Here is a 20,358-nt window from a genome sequence, read left to right on the forward strand (position 1 = left end):
AATCCCCTCCCATGAATTCGCTTTCATGGCTAATTATAAAGAGGAAATTTCATCATTTCTTTCAAAATTTTTCGTATTGTTTCTAATATTGCAACATTGTCGCATCGGTTATGTCGTTTGTTTGCGAAACTTCCCGGGAGTACTGCCTGTTTTTTGCTTGAACAGCGTGCAGAAATAAGACTCGTTCATAATCCCTACCGCTTCGCAAAGCTCATAATTTGAATAGTTTTCACATTTCAGCAGTTCGACGGCTTTTTCTATTTTTTTGCGGTTAATATAATCCACCAGACTTTCTTTCATCTCTTTCTTGAATAGGCTGCTGAAATAAGCCGGAGCCAGATTCGCCTGCGCGGCAATCATCTGAAGCGTCAATCGTTCCGTTAAGTTGCGGTCGATATATTCCAATGCCTTCGAGATGGCCGGACTTCCAGGGCTATCTCTCAATATGAGATGCTGCTCGATATAACCGATGACGTATTCAAGCTGCTCGGATAATGTCATGCAGCCAAGCAGCTCCCCCTCCGCGACATCCTCCGTCTGCTGAATCTTCCATTGAGAGATTCGGTGTCTTGCAGCCAGCATGAACTCTTTCAGCAGACTTGTCATCGCTTCCCGCTGCAGCATTTCCCTTTCGGTGATCTTCTTCAACTGCAGCAAGGACGCTTTGATTTCGTCCGCGCTCTCCATATTCCGATACAGCATCTGCAAGCTTTCCTGCATGTGCTGACGGACAGCATGCGGATCGCCTCCCGCTGCCGGCAATCTTCTCATCGGCGTAACGATGGTCTCCACGCCGTTGTAGTAATGTTCGGCACAGGCATCCAGCGCTTGCTTGTAAGCAGCAATAATTCCATCCCAGCCCTTGAACGGGCCGCTAATGCCAAGGGATGCCGATTGCTTCATATACGTTCGAATATGATGAATGATTGCCCGGGCAAGCTCCATGCTTTGCTCTTCACTCTCCTTCTTGCTTGGCGAGTGCGGCCAGCTGGCAAATGCGATAAAGCGGTTTTGCTCCATCTCGCAAGCGAAGCCGGGGCCATAAGACAGAAGTGTTTCTTCAATAACATTCAAAATGCCGTATTTCAATATTTTTTGATCCGATATCGGATATTGATTCACAAAGCTGAAATACCCGTTCAGTTCGATGACCATACAGCAATAATGGTGCTGAAATAATCGCAAATCATAGCTGAGAGAGATGTCCGCCGCTTGTTCCACCTTTATTTCTCCACGTAGCAGTTCAAGAAAAAACTGTTTAAACACGCGATGCCTGTTGTTCATAACTGACATATTCAGCTTGAACAAGCGCTCTTTCTCGCGTTTGGACGTCATTATTCGCTCGGTCGCATGATTCATCGCCTGCAGCAATACTTCCTCATTCAATGGAACCTTCACAATAAAATCAGCAACGTGAATATGAATCGCCCGCTTGGCATAATTGAAATCCTGATAGGCCGTTAAAATAATAAACTCGGTATCGGGCATGCTTTCCTTCATGCGCTCAATCATGGTGATGCCGTCCATGCCCGGCATTTTGATATCCGTAATGACAATATCCGGTCGCAGTCTCGCTGCCTCCTGGAGCCCTTCATCGCCGGAGTAAGCGCTGCCTATCAGCTCGAAGCGGCACTCATTACGCCCGCTTAAACCATCGAAAAAAAGCGTCAAACGCTGAATCATGACCGCTTCATCGTCCACAATCAGACATCTGATGTTCGTCACCCTTATCGCCCTCCTCATCGGGAATGGGAAACTCCGCTCTGACGCAGGTCCCCTTCCCTGGCGCACGCAATATGCGAAGTCCGTAATTCAAGCCGTAATGAAGCTTAATTCGGCCATGTATATTGGCAAGACCGATCCTCTCTCTTCCTTCCGAATCACGCTCCCGCTCCTCCGGCCCGGGCATTAACAATTGATCTATTTTCTCCTCGTCAATGCCAATGCCATGATCGATCACATCGACGACGACCCTATTGTCCCCTCTGTACACCTCAATATGAATGGCCCCCTCTTCCCGTCCGCCCCTGTAGCCATGAAAAATGCTATTTTCCACGATGGGCTGGAGAAACATTCGAAACACCTTGAACGCCTGAAGCTCGGGATCGATCGCTTCAACCAACTTAAAGTCGCGATCATATCGGATATTCTGAATCGTGATATAGTCTCTTACATTGTTCAATTCTTCCTGCAATGAAATCTTGTAAGAGGGATCCTTAATGCCGTATTCCAGTATGGAAATCAAGGAGGCAATGACGGGATCCACTTTGTCCAATTTGCCTAATCGCACCACATGACTGATCGCGCCTAACGTATTATAGAGGAAATGAGGATTGATCTGGGCTTGCAGCACCTGCATTTCCAGCTTTGCCTGAAGCTCCTTTTGTTCTTTCGCATTCTGAAACAGATCATTGATTTGACGCAGCATACGATCGAATGTACGGGACAAATAACCGAATTCATCGTTTCTGATTTTTCCTGAACGAACTTCTAGTTTTCCCCGCTCCACTTGCTTCATCTTATGAACCAATTCGAATACCGGCTTGCGGATATACCGGGTAATCGTCATAGCCGTTATCAAGCTCAATAACAGCCCGAACAGAATCAGCCTGATGAAATGTCCATTAATGTCGTTCAAGATGCGAGACAGCCTGGAACCGTCGCTTACGGCAACGAGCATCCAATTGTACACAGGCGAATGAAGCTTTACGAACAGGCTCTCGGTCCGACTGCCGCTCTCAGACCGCATGACCGTTTTGTCGGCTTCTATGAGCTGCGCGATAGACATGCCGCCAATGCGATCCATGCCGGCAGCAACGCTGTCATCCTTGGAGCTCGCCACGATGTTGCCGCCGTAATCGGCAATATACAGTTGAATTTGCTCCTCTTCATGAATTTGCAACAGCTTTGTCTCCAATTCGCGAATATTAATGTCTACCGCGACAACTAGCGAGTCATTATATTTGGACTTCCGCGCCAAGGTAACGGTTCTCCCTGTGAAGCGATTATCGTATGGCATGCTGATTGTGCTTCTGAAGGCGCTCTGCCTTGCTATTCGATAGACTGGCTCCAGCTCTGCAAGCGGCTCGTTCATAACCCGTGTAATCGTGCGTCCGCCAATGATGCTGTAATCCTCTTTGATCACATATATATTTGAAATATATTGAATATTCACGCCGTAAAGCTGATCGAGATACTGTCCCAGCTTATCTTCGTCGAAATCCGTTGTATCCAAATAGGAATCTACCGAAAATAAGAGGGATTGCATCGACACGAAATTCAAGGCCAAGTATTCATTCACCTTCAACAAGATCTGATTGATAAATTCCTGATCCCGCTCCTCGACGTGGTTCCGCACGAATTGCGATGACAAGTGGCTGATAATAGCAACGCATAAAAGTACGAAAACAAGGCAGGTTAGGAACAACTTGAACGTCATGCTGCCGGCACGTCTCTTCATAGGACGACTCCCCTGTTCAGCGGTATGGACAACTTTAACGCTATGGTAACAAACGGCGAAAAAGACGGCAAGAAGGGATTCTTGCCGCCGGTCTGCTTTATTGCATCAAACCTTGTTCTTTGAATTGTTGCACGATATTTTCCTCATAGCTTTCAAGCTTGTACGTGTCTTCCAATGTTTGAATATAACTATCCCAATTGGCAATCGGTTCACGTCCGTAGATGAACCGAAGCAGCATTTCATTTACATATTTCATGCGGTCCTGATAGAGCGAATCCGATTCATCCGGAACCAGATATACGCTAGGCTTCGGCGAGATACTGTGGGAGATGTTCGTTTGATGCGCCGCGCCCGTTACTTCCGGATTTTTAAAATTATAATATTTCGGATCGTCCGCGCGTCTTGGCATCTTATAATGATTATTGTAACGATAGTCATCGGCAGTTGCCTGCTCAGGCATAAGCCGAACGACTGTATCTCCCTCCAGCTTCCAGAATACATCCTTGTCACCGTAACTGAAGTACGGGTAAGCCTCTTCATCGGCGTACCAATATTCAAGCAATGCCAGAATTCGCTTCACTTTCTCCGGGTCGGCAGCCGCGTGGGCCGATATGGCCCATAGATTGCCCTGGAACGCGCTCTCGCCCAATATTTGCTTGCCGTCCGGCCCCTTCACCGGCGGTATGGATACCCACTCCACCTCTTCTCCGCTCAGCTCATAAAGCTGCGTCGGGTTGTCCATCATTCTCCAATCCGCAAAAGCGATACCCTGCCTGCCCTTTTGAATTTTTTCGACGATTTTGGCGCCTTCGGAAATCGTAACCCAGTCCGGATCAATCACCTGCTCTGTTACCATTCGATTAATATAAGTGACGGCTTCCTTCATTTTTGGATCCGTGTTGTGGTTCATAATTTGACCTTTCGAAATATCTACTTTATGCGGATTTACACCGAACAGCCACATCAGCGCATTAAGACCGAGACCCGCGCCGGCCGGACTCGATATGTTGCCGTCCTTGGGAACACCGACAACCATACCGTAAGTATCATTCTTGCCGTTGCGATCCGGATCGTCGAATGTAAAGGCTTTCATGACGTCGAATAGCTCTTCTGTCGTTGACGGAATGTCGAGGCCCAGCGTTGCCAGCCAATCCTTCCGTATCCACCAGCCTACAATGCCGCTCACCGCTTCATAGCCCGGTGTGCCGATAAGCTTGTCTTGAAAGGTTAACGCATTCCATTGGTCCTCGGTGAATCTGCTTTTCAACGCCCCGAATTTCTCTATATAGCCATCCAGCTCTGCAATGACGCCGTCCTGATAATACTTCACAGCTTGCGTACGATCGTTGAAGAAGATGAGATCGGGTATATTGCCCGCCGCAAGCAACGAATTCAGCTTCGTCATGTCTTCCCCTTGCTGCGGCACCGTCATCTGCAAATCGATGTTGACAGCCTTCTCAAGCAATTGCCTCTGGACATCGTCCTCCTTGGGAGGAAATGCCGTTCCTGGCGCCCAGCTGCCGGCATGGTACACGTTAAGCGTCATTTTCTCCGCGAACGGGTCCGTGTCTGCGCTCGCAGACGGCTTGTCGGAGCCTGTGTTAGCGGATGCTCCCGGCGATTGCGTCTCTTTGTTGCTGTCCGATTGGTTGACGTTGTTGCTGCTGCATGCGCTAAGCAATAATAATACGCTTATTAGTATCATGAGCATATTTTTATTCAGCTTCGTTTTTTTCATATTTGACCGCTCCTTTTTCCATGTCATCTTTAACCTTTGACCGATCCCAACATGACGCCCTTCGTGAAATACTTTTGGATAAACGGATACACGACCAGTATAGGTACGGTCGTCAATACGACGGCCGCCATCTTCACGGAATGCATGCTGACTTTGTTGCCATCGCTGAATTGCGATATTTCCGTGTTCTGCATTTGTACATTAAGCAAAATATTTCGCAACACCACCTGAAGCGGATGTAGGCTAACGTCATTCAAGTACATGACAGCATCGAAATAGCTGTTCCAGTGATACACGGCATAGAACAGGCCGACAGTCGCCATAACCGGCATCGTTAACGGGAGAACAATGCGGATCATCGTCTGCCATTCTCCTGCGCCATCGATCATCGCGGATTCTCCAATTTCCGTCGGAAGCTGTTCGAAGAAGCTTTTCATAATAATGACATAGAATGTCCCGATCAGACCAGGGATAATTAATGCCCACACCGTATCCAGCAGCCCCATGCTTTGCACGACGAGATAAGTCGGAATCAGGCCTCCGTTAAAGAGCATGGTGAATACGATATAGAGAATGAAGCCCGAACGGCCGGGCAATGTTTGCTTGGACAGCGGGTACGCCGTCATAAAGGTCAGCAGCAAGTTGAGCAGCGTGCCGATGACGGTTCGAAAAAGCGTAACTTGATAGGCCTGCAATAACCCGTGCTTGCCGTTGATCATTTCCGCATAAGCCGTCCATGCCACCTTCTCTGGGAACCAGATAATGCCTTTGCGAATGACCTCCGATTCGGGAGATATAGAGATGACAACCACATAATAAAACGGAAACAAACACAGTAGAGCAATGACGATCAGAAACAAAATATTGACGTGCTTGGCGACCCTTTCTCCTGCTGTAAGATGTTCCATCCTTACCTCCTGTGATCCATCGTCGGAATCTGCGAATACTTGATGCGGCTTCGTCTACTTACCAGATTTGACTGTCGAACCTCTTAGCCAAGCGATTGGCGCCCAGAACAAGGACAAGCCCGATAACCGACTTGAAAAATCCGACGGCTGTCGCGATTCCCATCTGCAAACGCTGCAAGCCTTCCCGATATACCCATGTATCGATAATATCGATTTTCTCCGCGTTGAACACATTGGCCATCATAAATATTTGGTCAAACCCCGCATCAAGAATGTGACTCAGATTAATGATCAGCAGGACGATGATGACAACACGTATTCCCGGCAGCGTCACATGCCATATTTGCCTCCATTTCGAGGCGCCGTCTATTCTGGCCGCTTCGTACAGACTGGGGTCAATCCCCGACAATGCCGCTAAATACAGGATGGCCCCCCAGCCGACTCCCTTCCATATGTCCGATGCCACAACCAGGAATCTCGCCCATTCTGGCGAGGTTAGAAATGAAATGCTCTCGAAACCGAAGGACTTGATCATGACATTGACAAGACCTTCTCCCGGCGCCAGCAAGGCCGTCATCAAGCCGTACACGATTACCCAGGACAGAAAGTGAGGCAAATACGTAATTGTCTGAATGGTGCGCTTGAACCATTGCGCGGCAACCTCGTTCAGCATCAACGCCAGCACAATCGGAGCAGAAAAGCCAAACAACAGCTTGTATAAAGAAATAAGAACCGTATTTTCAATGATATCCCGGAAGTAAACACCTTGCACAAAATGCTTGAAGTTGTTGAAGCCAATCCACGGGCTGTCCCAAAAACCAAGCACGACATTATACTTTTTGAAAGCCAGAATCAATCCGAACATGGGGACATACTTGAAAATAGTAAAGTATAGCAACCCCGGCATCAGCAATACATACAAAACCTTATAGCGGCGCACGTTTCGAATGAGCCTTGCCGCTAATCCCGGCTTGATTATTGATGTTACTTTCCTGTCAGCAGTCGGTGCCACCCGCTCCCCTCCTCTCTTGTTGATTACCTTCATCATAGCGGAAAGGCATCGTTTTGATTTTTTTGTTTTATCGAATATTTTTCAATATTTTTATAAATGTGTTGTTTTATTGGAAAGGCGTTGCGTAGGAAGGCTGGTTCGTCCATCTGTTCATCATGATACGCAATTCGCCCGTGCAGCCCGGTCCAAGCTCCACCTCGAACCAGCGGCCGTTTATCATCATTGGTTGTTCTTCCTCTTCTGGCAACCATTGAACGCTCTTGAATTGATGCTCGCCGAATGCGCCCGCCTGAGCGATCAGGCGGCGTGATTCATAAGGATGGAGATTGCACAACGTCAGCGTTATCTCCTCCCGCTGTACGGAACTGACCAGCGCAGAGACGCTGTCGGGAAGCCCGGGGCGTCCGCGATCCGCATCATAATAACGTACTGACACTTGAAGCAGACCGCCGTTATACACCGGCGGCAGACCTCCCATCGTCAGATGGACGAGCGCTTCGGTCGTGACCGTACTGCGATACAGCAGGAATGTTTGGAAGTAGGAGTGAACGGTCGATTCGCTGAATTGCTTGTTATACTTCCGGTTAATTTGCCCCGTTACTTCCCGAAGCTCCTCATACTGCTCCTCATTGTCCGGAGGGTACCCCCATTCACGTTCATCGCCTTGCAGCTCTTCGCGAAGCTTCCGCAGCTGGCTGTACACCTGATTGATGCTGTGGCGCAATGCAGACGCCGGATAGTCGGGATAACCTCCATTCAAATAATGGATATAGGCATGATATTGCCCTCCCATCGTCTTCCCGTTGACAAATTGCGCGGATATCCGTTCCCATGTGTTGTTTGTGACGTCTCTCAGCTTGAAGAGCAGCTCCTTGTCCGCGTCAGAGAACGTATCCATGTATACGCGCGCGGCATGAGACGGATTTTGCGTTCTGAACTCGAACCAGCCGAAGTCGCCGTACTTTTGCGGCAGCAACAAGCGGCCCTCCGCATCCCTCACAGCGTGGCTGATCAGCATGTTGAGCTGTTCGCGCACCCAATTGAGCCGCCCCTCGCTCCCTGTCAGCATCCGCTCGTTCTCTCCGGCAATGCTCAGAGCGTCACCGATAAACGGAAAGCCGTGCGGGAAGGTCCAGCCGTAATGCCCGCCATACCATTTGCCGTCCATCGTCTCTCCTACAAGGCCGGAGGGACCCGCATTATCCGGCATGATACCTCCTGAGACGGCGTATCGCTCGCGCCAGCCTTCAATATAGTCCAGCACCCAGCGCCGATATTTCTCCTCTCTCGTGTGCAGATAGGCATTCAACACCATGGAAGTAGCCATCAGATTGGTCACCGTATCCGCGTTCCGCATGCGTCGCCCGTACACCTCTCCGTATCGCGCCGCCTTATCCGGGTCTTTCAAATCGTGCGGCGTCTCTACACCGGGCACATCATGAAACGCAAGCCCGTAAGGCTCCATCCAGCTGCTGTAAGCATAAGGCCTGTCAAATTTACAAAAAGCGGGGCCATTGCTCCCGATCAGACTGGATCGAAACACGCGGTTAACGAGATCATAGTTCGGTTCCGGCAGGCTGTCATCCTCATTCGTGCAAAATGCCGCGAACTTCAGAGAGCGGGCCCGGTTCGATTCGTGATCCGGATCGGCAAGGTTGAGGAGATAGAAGAGCTGGGCCGCTTCGCCCTGATGCATCCAGTCAATGTCGGGCAAATATTCGTTGACGATCAGCGTATCGCGCCCGGTACGGGCGGCGTATGCCTCATCGATGCCCAAATCCTTCTTCTTCAATCTGGAGAACTGCTTGAGGAGCACATCATGCTGTCTGTGCGCCAGGCTCAGAAACCGGCTGCTGCCGCCAAGCAAGTAGAATAGCGGCCAGCTGTGGAAGCTCTCGAATGCGTTGTCCACATTGCTGTAAGCATACGTCTGGAAGTCCTCGATATCGGGCCAGAAGTATTCGCCTTCCGGCGTCAAGTAATTGTCCAGCAACAGTTGCACAGATTCGTTCATTAATGCCATCAGGCTCCGCTGCAGCATCGCCCACTCCGGCATCGTCGCTGCCGGTTCCATCATGCTTATCTTCGGTATATCGGCGCGTATGGACTTATTCATATCGCCCCTCCTCCAAGTAAGCAAGCATACCGGCATCCAGTTCAACGGAGTCGGCCATCAAGCACTCCTGCAGTTGCTCTGTATTCAGGCAGCTAATGACTGGAATCGTGACGAAATCGCGCTTCTGATGACAAATGTAAGCAATGGCGAGCATGGGGACAGAGTACCCCGATTCAGCAGAAAGCTTCTGCAGCCGTTCCAGCATGATCAAATTGCGCGCCGAATAGTACTGTTTATGCATAGAATTAATGATGCCCGCTTCACCAAGCTCGGCAAGCTGAGTGAAAAAACCTCGCGCCTGGGAGGAATATGCGCAGACGGAAAGCCCGGTACGACGATGAAACTCGCGCATGGCTCCGTCCATCCAAATGTTGTTCGTGCCGGGATCATTGGGATGATTGACGGCGGCTAGACTATATTCAATCTCGCTGACGACGAATCCCGCTTGTCCTGTGCGGGCAGCATAGGCATTCGCTTCAGCCGTTCGGTCAGCCCCCCAATTGGAGCAGCCCGCATACCGAATCTTCCCTTCCTTCACCTTGTCATTCAGCAAGTCTATGATCTCCTCGACTGGTACGCTGCGATCATCCACATGCAAGTAATATAAATCGATATAATCGGTTCGCAAGTGGTTCAAGCTTTCGTCGATCTGCCGGGACAATTGCTTATAACGCAATGTTCGGACATAAGGCGGTCCCAGCTCCTGACCGCCCTTGGTAGCCAACACAATCTCATTCCGGTTGCCTCGTACAGACATCCAGTCGCCAATTGTTCGCTCCGAGATCGAGTGTTGCCCATAGGTGCGCGCCGTGTCCAGAAAATTGCCGCCATACGCCACATATTCGTCCAGTTGCCTGAATGAACCCTCCATATCCACTTCGCTTCCGAAAGAGGAAGCCCCAATGGCAATACCGGATACCGTCAACTCCGTCCCCGGCAGCACATAGGCATTCATCGAACCTTTATTCATTTGCTCCCCTCCTCTGCACACGATAAACATTCAGAGCATTGAGATACATAACTTTCTCCAATGCGGCATTGGATTGGGCCCTTAGGAATGTCTCGGTGATTTCAACCGCATCCTCGTAATCGCCCTTCAACTCCAGCAGTGGCCAATCCGAGCCGAACAGGCAGCGATCCTCGCCGAACGCATGGAACACCGTCTCCAGCAGCGTCTCGTAGCATGCTGCATCCGTTGGCGCCGGATCAGCTCCCGCTAGAGGGATCAACGCCGACAGCTTCATATATACATTCCCGTGAGCCGCCATATCATCGATAAACTGCCTGTACTCGCGCGTTAAAGTTCGAGCATCCGTCTGCATTCTGGCGAAATGCTCGATGATGAATGTTACATCCGGATTGTCCTCAATGAGTCCCCGAAACTTGGCCATCCCGGTGAACTCTCCGAGAAATTCCAGCACATTGGCAGGCTTCCCGGCAACATAAGCCGCATTGCTCTTCGTCTGTGCAGTCGGCTCCTTATCGCATAAAAAACGAAATCCGCGGAACTTGGCATAGCGGCAGAATTCATCGTAACACGCCTTGAAATCCGGTGAATCGGCATCGATGAACCCGATAACCGCCGCAACGGCAGGATCTTCATGCATCGTCTGCAGAATAAGCTTCGTCTGCTCCGGCTGGGTCGTACAGGCAACGACAACCGCCTGCGTAATGCCTGCTGAAGCTGCTGTCTGTACAAAATCGGCGGGCGTTACTTTGCGGTATAGCGGCGTATCCGGAGTCGGCCACTCGAAATTCCCTGCTGAAGGATCATACAGGTGGATATGCGCGTCAATTCTCATGGCTGCCCGCCTTCCTGTTCAATACTAACGGACTCAGCCCCCTCAACGAATCGAAGATTTCCTTGCGCAAGATGGCATCAACCGGGGCATTGGGATTTCTGACATAAGCGGATTTGATGACGCCGCCCGCAAGCAGCACTTCTTTGTGAACGGCCGTCGCATAACCGGCAATCGTCCCGATTCGGATAAAGGGCAGATAGCTGTAGAATAGTTCCCTTGCTTCGTCTCGTCTGCCCTCGCAAAATAATTCATAAATGCGTACACAAATATCCGGGAATTCGCATGCCGGCATTGTGCCCGTCGCTCCTCTGCACAGTTCCTCGTAATAATAAATGCCGTTTAGCCCGCCAAAAACGCTTAATCGCCCCTCCGACTGCTCCATGACCTGCGTAATCTTGACCGTCGTTGGAGGCGCCTCTACTTTGACATGCGTAATATTGTCATAGCTCTTGGACAGCTTGATCATCATAGATACAGGAATGCTTATCCCGCTTGCAATCGGAGCGTCTTGCAGCATAATCGGAATGTCCACGGCCTTCGCGATGGCACCAAAGTACTCTTCCATTCGCTCACTGTCCGGCTTCACCATATACGGTGGAAGCACCATCAATGCGTCCGCTCCCGCGCTCTGAGCCCACCGGCTTAGATGCACCGCGCCTTCAAGGCCGGTATGCCCGCTGCCAAATACAAGAGGAACCGCACCCTTGACCTCGTCCTTCACAATATCTGCAATCAGCTCCCGTTCCTTATCCAGCAGCGTATACATTTCACTGGCGTTGCCGAACAGCGCTATCCCGTTCACTTTTGCTTGCAATTGGAAGCGGACCAGTTCCCGCAAGCTTTGTTCATCCACCTCTCCAGTCGAAGTAAACGGCGTTGCGAGAATGGGATATACCCCTTTCAGTGCAGAACTAGTCATCCCTTAATCATCTCCCTTGACTGTGAAATACTCCGTCACATGCTTGCGCAGCGCTTGCTCATCGATCTCTATGCCCAGCCCCGGCTCATTGGGCACATGCAGACGCCCTCTCTCCAGCTTAAAGGATGCGTGCGAATACGAAGCGCTTGCTCCTAGCGCTACAGGCTGGTATTCATAGATGAGAAAATTCGAAAGCGCCGCGGATACATGTATGGAAGCCGCATGCCCGACAGCCTGATGCGTGCTCAGATGCGGAGCCAGCGAAATATGCGAAGCTTCAGCCAAGTGAGCGATTCTCATCATTTCCGTAATGCCGTTCCTCCCGACATCAGGTTGAACTACCTCTGCCGCGCCGCGAGCTATCCATTCTTTGAAGGTATACATCGTACGAAGCGGCTCGCCTAGAGCAATCGGCGTATCAATCGCTTCGGCAAGCTTCCGGTGACCGTCGATATCCTCGAACATGAGAGGCGCTTCGAAGAACAGTGCGTCCATCTCGCCTAACCTTCTGCCCAGCATGTACGCTTCCTGATGAGTCAGCTTCCCGTGCGCGTCGCACATCACATCCAATTGATCGGCGTCATAAGCCGCCCGAATCGCTTCAAGCAGCTTCAGCTCCTTGCTGCTCCCTTTGCCGCCGAGCGTATGAATTTTGACAGCGTCAAATCCCGCTTCTTTTATGCGGGCTACGCTTTCCATTCGCTCTTGCACATCTTTTCCCGGCACACTGGAGCAATAGCAGCGCAGCTTATCCCGATATTTACCGCCTAACAGCATATATACCGGCTGCATGAGAGCCTTCCCTTTCAAATCCCAGAACGCAATATCAAGCCCGGCCATCGCATCAACCAGGTAGCCTCCGTTATAGCCCCTTTCGCGGCATGTATCCAGCATTTTGTCCCACAAATATTGGTTCTGCAGCGGATTCTCGCCAAGCACCAGCGGTGCAAGAAGGGATCTGATAATCGTTGCGGCCACTTCCGGATGAGTAGGCGCCAATATCTCCCCCCATCCGATCAGGCCATCATCCGTTGTAAGCTTGACGAATACCGTCTCCGAATGAGTGGAATAGACACAGGAGCGCACGCCTTCATTCACGAAATAATCCTTGGTGATAAAACGCCTGCTGCTTGCGTCAACCGGTTGTTCTGGCGGGATCTTGACAATGTACACTTCGACACGGTTAATGATCATGATCGCACCTGCTCTCCAACATATATTTCCCTTGCTTCCAGCGTTGCCGCAAATCCGCACGAACCAAAGCGCTTGGCGCTTGCAACGACATTCCGCCGTCGACGATCAGGTTGATGCCGTTCACGAAAGAGGATAAATCGGAGGAAAGAAACAAGGCCGCATTGGCTACATCCTCCGGATACCCGAGACGGCCTAGCGGATAGCAGTCAACTTCGATTGCGAAGTCCGGCTCCTCCGCGCGTTCGTTCTGATCCGATGCGCTTATCGTTCCTCCGGGAGAAATACAGTTCGCGCGAATGCGATTGGCCGCACCCTCTATAGCCAGCTGTTGCGTTAAGGCGATGATGCCGCTCTTGGCTGCCGAATAGGCAGGCAATCCGGGATTCACACGGAACGCGTTGACAGATGACATATTCACGATAGCGGGCGTCTTGGAATGTCTGAGCAGCGGCATTGCGTATTTGCAGCAGAGGAAGACCGACGTCAAGTTCAGGCTCATCACCTCATTCCATCGTTCCAGCGAGCCCAGCTCGATGGAATCCAATCGCGTATAGCCCGCGTTGTTCACCAATATGTCCATGCGATCCATTCCGGCAAAAGCAAGCTTTACTTCCGCTTCATTCGATACGTCCAATGGCATGAACGCAATCGAGTCTCCATACTCCTTGAGATGTTGGGCTAAAGCTTCAAGCCCTTGCCGATTGAGATCCAGCAACATCATCGAGCAGCCTTCTTCCGCGAATCGCCTGGCGATAGCCGAGCCTATCCGTCCGGCTGCCCCAGTAATGACCGCTTTTCTTCCCTTCAGCAGCATGAAAGCAGCTCAGCTCCCTTCCGACAAATTTCTGAAGATACTGCTAATCATAAGCGCCATGTTGAGTCCATATTTTTAATATTTAATGATCTTGTATTAATATTTTTAGATTCGGACTTAAAGCCGATGATAGAGGATTGACGCTGGAAGAAATGCAGTGGTACAGTCGGTGAAAAGCGCAGGAGGCATCCATATGATTCGCGAAATAGAAATTTGGGGAAAGCTGAAAGCGGTTGTCCTGGAAAATGAAGAGATCGAGGTTGTCATGCTGCCGGGCAAAGGGAGCGAGATCATACGGTACCGCGACAAGCGAGGGGCTTTAGATTATCTGCATGTGTATCAGAAAGAGATCGAACGATACATCCAAGATGCAGAGCAAGGCGTTGCTGCCCCGCTCGGCGATTATTTCTTCGGCGGCTGCTATACGATGTTCCCGAACGCCGGCATCGATCAGACCTATGAAAATCGCTATTACGACTATCATGGCGACCTGCGCAAAGCTGCCTGGGACTATGAAATTGACGGCTGCACGCTGGAGCTAAAGGCCAGCTCCAGGCATGTGCCGCTCGGCATTGAACGGACGGTTCATCTGGCGGAAGAAGGAACTCGCCTTACGTTCACCGACCGGCTCTATTATGATCATCAGAATCAAGCTGCCGGCGCCATTCCTTATATTTACGGCATCCACCCCTATCACTCTTCTCCTTTGCTGGATGAGAATACGCGCTGTATAATCGGGGGAAAAACAGTGGCGGTGCTTCCCGCTCGTCAACAGAGGATGAAGAAACTGGAATTCTATTCTGTAGAGGAAGAGGGGATGATCGAAGTGCGAAATTCCGGGCTTCCAAGAAGTATTCGTATACGTTTCGACAAAGAGCTTCTGAACTATGTATGGGTGTGGCATGATCACGACGAGACCGGAACGCCATATGTGAGCGCCCTGATTCCATGCACGGCCAATGGCCATGACGGAATTGCCGGCGCGGTTGCCAATCATTCTATCCGGTTCATGAATCCGGGTGAAGAGCTGGTCACAACGTGGTCGATTGAGCTACATACCTTAAACTGAATGAGGTGTCTCCATAAATGTCTTAATTTTAGAAGGAGAATGACATATGATCTTTGTCATACTCCTTCTCGTTTGCTTATGCTTTTTTAATCCGGAACTTATTTATCATGAACAGCACAGCGGTTCGGACCAATTTCCATCTCTCGCTGCTCTTCTTCATTGGGATTCATTTTACCCATATTGGTTTGACGAATTTCTTGGTACGCATTTGGTTGCGGAGGCAAATTTTCTGTAACGGTTTTACGGAATTCATCTTCACTATGAATGTTGAGTCCGGGATTTTCCCTGTACAGATCGCCTAGACGACCGGATACAAGTCCTCCCTTGCCTAGTTCAGTAATCTTGCCAAAGTGGGCCGGAAGTACAATTAAATTCTCCGATAGGTTTTTATAACGGCTGTAGAGCGTTTCACGAAGATCACTAACCCAATCTTCAGCAAGACCGGCCAAATCCGGTCGACCAATCGATTCCACAAAGAGAATATCTCCCGTTAACAGGTACTTATTATCAATGAGGAACGATGTCGAACCAATCGTATGTCCCGGTGAATAAATGGGATGTACAACAATTGCTTCATTGCCTACAAGTATATCTTTGCCTTCTTCCAATTTTTCGTATTCAAATGTCACTTCAGTTGCATCTTTCGGCGGAAGATGGTACTTCGCTCCGTATTTTTGAGCTAACGCTCTCCCTCCGGAGATATGATCCGCATGTAGATGTGTATCGATGGTATGAGTAAGTTTTACACCTTTTTCCTTCATAAAAGCTTCATATTGATCGATCATCCGATTGGAATCTATAATGGCAGCTTCTCCATTGGATAGCACCATATAGGACAGGCAACCTTTTCCAATACGTACAAATTGGTACAACTCGCCGCCGCTTGACAGATTAGCCACCTTCACAGGCTCCAAATACTCACTCCAAGATTTCATGCCATTTTCAAGGTAATATACATTACTTTTTCCTGATTCAGCGAGTTGTTCAGCGACCATTTTTGATGAGCCTTCTTTTGCACAGACGACCAACACTGCTGTGTCTTCCGGAATTTGCTCCAATGCCGGGTTCACGTCATCCAATAAATCAAAGTAGGGAATATTAATGACATGTACACTTTGACCTTCGATTTTCCAATCGTTAAAATCAGATTCGTTGCGCACATCAAGTATGAACAAATCCTCATTATTCAGAATCTTATTGGTCACTTCTTTTGCTGTCATTTTTTGAATAGTTGCAGTCGTCATTGTTTAATCCTCTCCATTCATCATATTAAAAGGTTAATGTCACATTTGCATCTTGCGCAAAGTCAAGGAAAGTTACTGCACCGCCAACATCAATACCATCGATGAAATCTTCCTTCTTTAAACTCATGACATCCATCGTCATCTGACAAGCAATGATTTTCACACCCATTTCTTGCGCCATAGCAACAAGTTCGGGAATCGAAGGAACATTTGCCGCTTTAAAGCCTTCTGCGAAGTGTTCTTTACCTGCAGGCATGGAAAGCTGCTGATACATTTGCTTATGAATCAGATTCAGACCCTCAAACGTGAAGAAGATCGATACTTCTGCATCCGTTGCGGCAGCTGCCGTTGCAATGTTAAACACTTTATATGCGTCGAATAATCCACCGTTGCTTGCAATAATCGCGAGTTTATATCCCATTTTTCAATCCTCCAATTTTTTATTAATTAGTCTTTTTCCACTTCACCTGTCCATTCGCTCATGCCTTGGACAGCGTTCTTCACGTTTTTAAAGCCCTTCTCTGTTAAAGTCTGGCAAGCTGTATCGCTGCGGTGTCCTGTACGGCAAACCAATGTATACATCTCGTTCGGATCGAGATCAGGAACATGGTTTTCAAGCTCATTTAATGGTATAGACCTGGCCCCCGGAATTCGTCCAAATGCATATTCAGCCGGTTCCCGTACATCAATAATGTTTAACTTTTCCCCAGCGGAAAGTTTTCTTTGAATATCTTCGTTGGTAATCGTATGCGGATGTTTGGTTTCTTCCCTGGTCTCTAATGGATTCGATTTCCGGATGTAATGGCGGAACACTCCCTCCTGTTCATTCATGCCAATATATTGATGTCCTGTGCGCTTCGCCCAACTTTGCAGGTCAGCAACAGAACCTTTATCCGTCGCTCGCACTTCTAATACTTCACCAGTATTTAGCTCCTCGATTGCTTTTTTGGTGCGAACTACCGGCAAAGGACAAGCCAAGCCTTCGCATTCCAAAGTTCGATCCACTTGCATAGTTGTCATTTCATAATTCCTCCTTTAAATTAGGATATCCATCCATATTTTAATAACAGTACCGATAATCAATGCAGCTAAAATCCATTGAAGAACTTTTGTGTTTAATTTCTTACTGATCTTGGCTCCGATTGGAGAAGCAATTGTACTGGCAACAACCATGACAATCGATGGGATTAGCAACATATGTCCACCCATGAGTTTCCCTGCCGTTGAGCCAATTGATGAGATGAACGTAATTGCTAATGATGATGCAATCGCAACACGTGTTGGAATTTTTAAAATAACCAACATCACGGGAACCGTAATAAACGCACCAGCGGCACCTACAATCCCTGATAGAACACCGATAATCGTAGCCACGATTGCCGCGAGCGGTTTATTAAATTGAAGCTTTGTAAAATCAGCAGCCTCGTCTCCTTTTTTGGGTAGAAACATCATCACTTCTGCAATGAGAGCGAGTATCGCATAAGTCAAATTGATCGCATCGTTCGGCAAATATTTTGAACCGTAGCCACCAATAAAACTACCGATGACAATCGCGATACCCATCGAGACAACCAGAGCTTTATTAATGTACCCACCTTTACGAAAAGCGAACATTCCGGCTAATGTAGCGAAGAAAACTTGCACAGCGCTGATTGCTGAAACTTCTTGGGCAGAAAAAGCGATGAATCCAAGCGCTGGAGGAATATACAGGAGCATTGGATACTTGATGATGGAGCCCCCTATCCCCACCATTCCTGAGATCAACGAACCAACAAACCCAATTCCGAATAAAGTTAAAATCCATGCAATATCCATAGCAGGCTCCTTTCAATGGATTTTTTAACACTCGTTATTTTGCTCCTATTCACCATAAACTAAATACCCTATGGGGTATTTAGGAGGGCAAAAAAAAAGGATAGCATACTTCCTTCATCGTTCGCATTCACCACCCACACCCTTTCAATACCCATACCCGTATAAAGTATATTGATAATATAGCTAAAATCATCCCGTAAGTCAACCCTGCTTAAGATCTTTGACAACAACGATAATACGGTCATAGAATAAAGGTGCAGTCAAGCTTGTCTGCATGTTTCTTCATAGGCAACGACAGTATGATAATAAGGAGGTTTGCCCTATATGATATCCCGTACGTGTTGGTTGACGAACGTCCGTCTGGAAAGCTCGTATCGTTATGAAAACGGATTCGTAGTGGGTACCGATTGTGAAACCTGCCACCTTCTTATAGAAGATGGCCGTATCGTCCGGATCGAACCTGCCTCAACAACGGTTGACCATACTCTACCCAGGCTTGATGCACATGGATTGCTGGCGCTTCCTCCATTCCGTGAGATGCACAACCATTTGGACAAGACCTATCTGGGAGGCCCATGGAAATCGGCAGTGCCCGTCAACAAATTGACCGAAAGACTGGAGATCGAAGCTCAAGAACTGACGTCACTGCTTCCGGAGAGGGAAAAACGGGCTAAATTGCTGCTTGATCTGTTCGTCGATTCGGGAGTAAATCATGTCCGAACGCATGTCAACGTCGATCCCTATATCGGGCTTAAAAATCTGGAGGCCGTGCGCCATGCGCTAGAAGCGTTTCAAGATAAGCTTACATACGATATTGTCGCTTTTCCCCAGCACGGCTTGCTACGCGAGCAAGTACCCGGGTTAATGAGACAGGCGATGCGCGAAGGGGCTACGATGGTCGGCGGGCTTGATCCCGGAGGCATCGACAAGCGGATCGAAGCTTCGCTGCAGGAAATGATGAACATTGCCGTAGAAACGGATGCGGACGTCGATATGCATCTGCATGACGGCGGCCATCTTGGTTGGTACACGATGATGAAATTGGCCGACATGACATCGGTGGCGGGCTGGCAAGGAAGGGTTTCGGTCAGTCATGCTTTTGCCATGTACGATTTGCCGCACACGCGCAACGAAGAATTAGCCGATCGCTTTGTTGAGCTGGGAATTTCCATTATGTCCACCGTTCCGAACGGGAGCCCTCCCATTCCGCTGCTTCAAGAGAAGGGCGTTCAGGTTGCGCTTGGCTGCGATGGGTTTTATGATTGCTGGGCTCCGTTCGGGTCCGGCGATGTTTTGGAAAAAGCATGGCGGCTTGCGGGAAAGTATCGCTGGTTTGATGAAGCTTCATTGGCACAGACTCTTGGTTTCATCACAGGCGGCGTGACGCCACTCGATCGGAACGGTCAGCGTATGTGGCCGAAAGTGGGAGACGACGCCAGCATCGTCTTCGCCGAAGCGAGCTGCTCGGCCGAAGTGGTCGCCAGAAGAGCGAAGCGTCCAGCGGTGATGTATAAGGGCAAGCTAGTCGCGGGAAGCTTGACCTCAGAAATGGAACATTAGTCACCGCTTTATACTTGGAACCCAAGAAGAAGAAAGGAAGGTGCAAAATGAGCTTATCCTGTTGGCTGACTAATGTATGCACAGAAAGCGGATTTCGCCGCGAAAACAACATCGTGACAGGCACGGAAACGGAACGATGCCATATCCTGATCGAGGATGGCAAATTCGCAAAAATGGTGACCGGCGCTCCACCGCAGACAGATGATGTCCAAGTCCAGGATGTCCGCGGGCTTCTTATGTTGCCATCGTTCAAAGAAATGCACATTCATATCGATAAAACATATTACGGCGGTCCCTGGAAAGCTGTGCGGGAAGTACCGGGCGTGCTGGGACGTATCGCAGAAGAGCAAGAATTGCTGCCAAAGCTGCTGCCTACCGCCCAAGAAAGAGCTGAAATGATGCTCGACCTGCTGATCGGCTTCGGTTCAACGCATATTCGAACGCACTGCAACGTCGATCCTGTCATTGGGCTGAAAAACCTGGAAGCGACGATGCGGGCGCTGGAGACGTTCTCAGGCACAATCTCCCATGAAGTCGTTGCGTTTCCGCAACATGGGCTCCTTCGTTCCAAGTCCGTTGGTTTGATCAGACAAGCAATGAGGTGATTATTTCGCTGTTAGGACAACACCGATTCGCTTCTGAGCAACAGCGATACGCACATCAGCATCACCTTCCATTTGTGACGGGATTCGCACAATAACATCACC

The 20,358-nt window shown here is 49.3% G+C and carries 18 protein-coding genes; 3 read left to right on the top strand and 15 right to left on the bottom strand.

Features of this window, described 5'->3' with window-relative positions; genetic code table 11:
• Window positions 1–108: 108 nt before the first annotated feature.
• The 11 genes from ACFQ2I_RS23085 to ACFQ2I_RS23135 form a co-directional block, all read right to left on the bottom strand.
• Window positions 109–1,725, bottom strand: a complete 1,617-nt coding sequence (locus ACFQ2I_RS23085; RefSeq protein WP_377568626.1) for a response regulator — start codon at window positions 1,723–1,725, stop codon at window positions 109–111.
• Window positions 1,691–3,460, bottom strand: coding sequence for a cache domain-containing sensor histidine kinase (locus ACFQ2I_RS23090; RefSeq protein WP_377568629.1), 1,770 nt, complete (start codon window positions 3,458–3,460; stop codon window positions 1,691–1,693). Before ACFQ2I_RS23090 ends, ACFQ2I_RS23085 begins: the two co-directional genes overlap by 35 nt.
• A gap of 97 nt (window positions 3,461–3,557) precedes the next feature.
• Complete coding sequence (locus ACFQ2I_RS23095; RefSeq protein WP_377568632.1) at window positions 3,558–5,198, bottom strand: extracellular solute-binding protein; 1,641 nt, start codon at window positions 5,196–5,198, stop codon at window positions 3,558–3,560.
• 29 nt (window positions 5,199–5,227) lie between these two features.
• Window positions 5,228–6,106 (bottom strand): carbohydrate ABC transporter permease, encoded by an 879-nt coding sequence (locus ACFQ2I_RS23100; RefSeq protein ID WP_377568635.1) that lies wholly within the window; start codon window positions 6,104–6,106, stop codon window positions 5,228–5,230.
• Window positions 6,107–6,164: 58 nt separating this feature from the next.
• Entirely contained in the window at window positions 6,165–7,118 is a 954-nt protein-coding gene (locus ACFQ2I_RS23105; protein WP_377568638.1) for an ABC transporter permease, read from the bottom strand.
• Window positions 7,119–7,224: 106 nt separating this feature from the next.
• The gene (locus ACFQ2I_RS23110) at window positions 7,225–9,234 is read right to left on the bottom strand and encodes a hypothetical protein (protein ID WP_377568641.1); all 2,010 of its coding nucleotides are present in this window, start codon (window positions 9,232–9,234) and stop codon (window positions 7,225–7,227) included.
• On the bottom strand, window positions 9,227–10,204 hold the full coding sequence (locus ACFQ2I_RS23115) for an aldo/keto reductase (protein ID WP_377568643.1): 978 nt from the start codon (window positions 10,202–10,204) through the stop codon (window positions 9,227–9,229). The genes ACFQ2I_RS23110 and ACFQ2I_RS23115 overlap by 8 nt, the downstream gene beginning before the upstream one ends.
• Window positions 10,197–11,036 carry an amidohydrolase family protein gene (locus ACFQ2I_RS23120; RefSeq protein ID WP_377568646.1) on the bottom strand — a complete coding sequence of 280 codons (840 nt, stop codon included), beginning with the start codon at window positions 11,034–11,036 and terminating at the stop codon, window positions 10,197–10,199. The genes ACFQ2I_RS23115 and ACFQ2I_RS23120 overlap by 8 nt, the downstream gene beginning before the upstream one ends.
• Window positions 11,026–11,955, bottom strand: coding sequence for a dihydrodipicolinate synthase family protein (locus ACFQ2I_RS23125; RefSeq protein WP_377568648.1), 930 nt, complete (start codon window positions 11,953–11,955; stop codon window positions 11,026–11,028). The genes ACFQ2I_RS23120 and ACFQ2I_RS23125 overlap by 11 nt, the downstream gene beginning before the upstream one ends.
• Window positions 11,956–11,958: 3 nt before the next feature.
• A complete protein-coding gene (locus ACFQ2I_RS23130) occupies window positions 11,959–13,149 on the bottom strand; it encodes a mandelate racemase/muconate lactonizing enzyme family protein (RefSeq protein ID WP_377568650.1) in 1,191 nt (396 codons plus the stop codon).
• On the bottom strand, window positions 13,139–13,963 hold the full coding sequence (locus ACFQ2I_RS23135; protein WP_377568653.1) for an SDR family NAD(P)-dependent oxidoreductase: 825 nt from the start codon (window positions 13,961–13,963) through the stop codon (window positions 13,139–13,141). The genes ACFQ2I_RS23130 and ACFQ2I_RS23135 overlap by 11 nt, the downstream gene beginning before the upstream one ends.
• 193 nt (window positions 13,964–14,156) lie before the next feature.
• Between ACFQ2I_RS23135 and ACFQ2I_RS23140 the strand changes: the two genes are divergently transcribed.
• On the top strand, window positions 14,157–15,032 hold the full coding sequence (locus ACFQ2I_RS23140) for a hypothetical protein (protein ID WP_377568655.1): 876 nt from the start codon (window positions 14,157–14,159) through the stop codon (window positions 15,030–15,032).
• A 98-nt stretch (window positions 15,033–15,130) separates the two neighbouring features.
• Here ACFQ2I_RS23140 and ACFQ2I_RS23145 read toward each other — a convergent pair whose 3' ends face one another.
• The 4 genes from ACFQ2I_RS23145 to ACFQ2I_RS23160 are packed head-to-tail and all read right to left on the bottom strand — an operon-like array spanning window position 15,131 to window position 18,091.
• Window positions 15,131–16,276 (bottom strand): MBL fold metallo-hydrolase, encoded by a 1,146-nt coding sequence (locus ACFQ2I_RS23145; RefSeq protein WP_377568658.1) that lies wholly within the window; start codon window positions 16,274–16,276, stop codon window positions 15,131–15,133.
• 25 nt (window positions 16,277–16,301) lie between these two features.
• Window positions 16,302–16,697, bottom strand: coding sequence for a DsrE/DsrF/DrsH-like family protein (locus ACFQ2I_RS23150; protein WP_377568661.1), 396 nt, complete (start codon window positions 16,695–16,697; stop codon window positions 16,302–16,304).
• 26 nt (window positions 16,698–16,723) lie between these two features.
• Complete coding sequence (locus ACFQ2I_RS23155; protein WP_377568664.1) at window positions 16,724–17,296, bottom strand: sulfurtransferase TusA family protein; 573 nt, start codon at window positions 17,294–17,296, stop codon at window positions 16,724–16,726.
• 15 nt (window positions 17,297–17,311) lie between these two features.
• Window positions 17,312–18,091 carry a sulfite exporter TauE/SafE family protein gene (locus ACFQ2I_RS23160; protein ID WP_377568667.1) on the bottom strand — a complete coding sequence of 260 codons (780 nt, stop codon included), beginning with the start codon at window positions 18,089–18,091 and terminating at the stop codon, window positions 17,312–17,314.
• Between the two features lie 327 nt (window positions 18,092–18,418).
• On the opposite strand from ACFQ2I_RS23160, the gene ACFQ2I_RS23165 reads away from it, so the two are divergent.
• Together ACFQ2I_RS23165 and ACFQ2I_RS23170 are read left to right on the top strand one after the other, a co-directional pair.
• On the top strand, window positions 18,419–19,651 hold the full coding sequence (locus tag ACFQ2I_RS23165; protein ID WP_377568687.1) for an amidohydrolase: 1,233 nt from the start codon (window positions 18,419–18,421) through the stop codon (window positions 19,649–19,651).
• Window positions 19,652–19,698: 47 nt separating this feature from the next.
• On the top strand, window positions 19,699–20,256 hold the full coding sequence (locus ACFQ2I_RS23170) for an amidohydrolase family protein (protein ID WP_377568670.1): 558 nt from the start codon (window positions 19,699–19,701) through the stop codon (window positions 20,254–20,256).
• The last annotated feature ends 102 nt before the right edge of the window (window positions 20,257–20,358 follow it).

This window comes from Paenibacillus chungangensis, from assembly GCF_042675905.1.
Taxonomy (GTDB): domain Bacteria; phylum Bacillota; class Bacilli; order Paenibacillales; family Paenibacillaceae; genus Pristimantibacillus; species Pristimantibacillus chungangensis.

Bases quoted from the DNA above. Each gene is read 5' to 3' on its own strand.
- ACFQ2I_RS23140 (WP_377568655.1), top strand. From the start codon at position 14,157: ATGATTCGCGAAATAGAAATTTGGGGAAAGCTGAAAGCGGTTGTCCTG.
- ACFQ2I_RS23125 (WP_377568648.1), bottom strand. From the start codon at position 11,955: ATGACTAGTTCTGCACTGAAAGGGGTATATCCCATTCTCGCAACGCCG.
- ACFQ2I_RS23135 (WP_377568653.1), bottom strand. From the start codon at position 13,963: ATGCTGCTGAAGGGAAGAAAAGCGGTCATTACTGGGGCAGCCGGACGG.
- ACFQ2I_RS23145 (WP_377568658.1), bottom strand. From the start codon at position 16,276: ATGACGACTGCAACTATTCAAAAAATGACAGCAAAAGAAGTGACCAAT.
- ACFQ2I_RS23115 (WP_377568643.1), bottom strand. From the start codon at position 10,204: ATGAATAAAGGTTCGATGAATGCCTATGTGCTGCCGGGGACGGAGTTG.
- ACFQ2I_RS23095 (WP_377568632.1), bottom strand. From the start codon at position 5,198: ATGAAAAAAACGAAGCTGAATAAAAATATGCTCATGATACTAATAAGC.
- ACFQ2I_RS23110 (WP_377568641.1), bottom strand. From the start codon at position 9,234: ATGAATAAGTCCATACGCGCCGATATACCGAAGATAAGCATGATGGAA.
- ACFQ2I_RS23150 (WP_377568661.1), bottom strand. From the start codon at position 16,697: ATGGGATATAAACTCGCGATTATTGCAAGCAACGGTGGATTATTCGAC.
- ACFQ2I_RS23130 (WP_377568650.1), bottom strand. From the start codon at position 13,149: ATGATCATTAACCGTGTCGAAGTGTACATTGTCAAGATCCCGCCAGAA.
- ACFQ2I_RS23100 (WP_377568635.1), bottom strand. From the start codon at position 6,106: ATGGAACATCTTACAGCAGGAGAAAGGGTCGCCAAGCACGTCAATATT.
- ACFQ2I_RS23170 (WP_377568670.1), top strand. From the start codon at position 19,699: ATGAGCTTATCCTGTTGGCTGACTAATGTATGCACAGAAAGCGGATTT.
- ACFQ2I_RS23120 (WP_377568646.1), bottom strand. From the start codon at position 11,036: ATGAGAATTGACGCGCATATCCACCTGTATGATCCTTCAGCAGGGAAT.
- ACFQ2I_RS23090 (WP_377568629.1), bottom strand. From the start codon at position 3,460: ATGAAGAGACGTGCCGGCAGCATGACGTTCAAGTTGTTCCTAACCTGC.
- ACFQ2I_RS23160 (WP_377568667.1), bottom strand. From the start codon at position 18,091: ATGGATATTGCATGGATTTTAACTTTATTCGGAATTGGGTTTGTTGGT.
- ACFQ2I_RS23155 (WP_377568664.1), bottom strand. From the start codon at position 17,296: ATGACAACTATGCAAGTGGATCGAACTTTGGAATGCGAAGGCTTGGCT.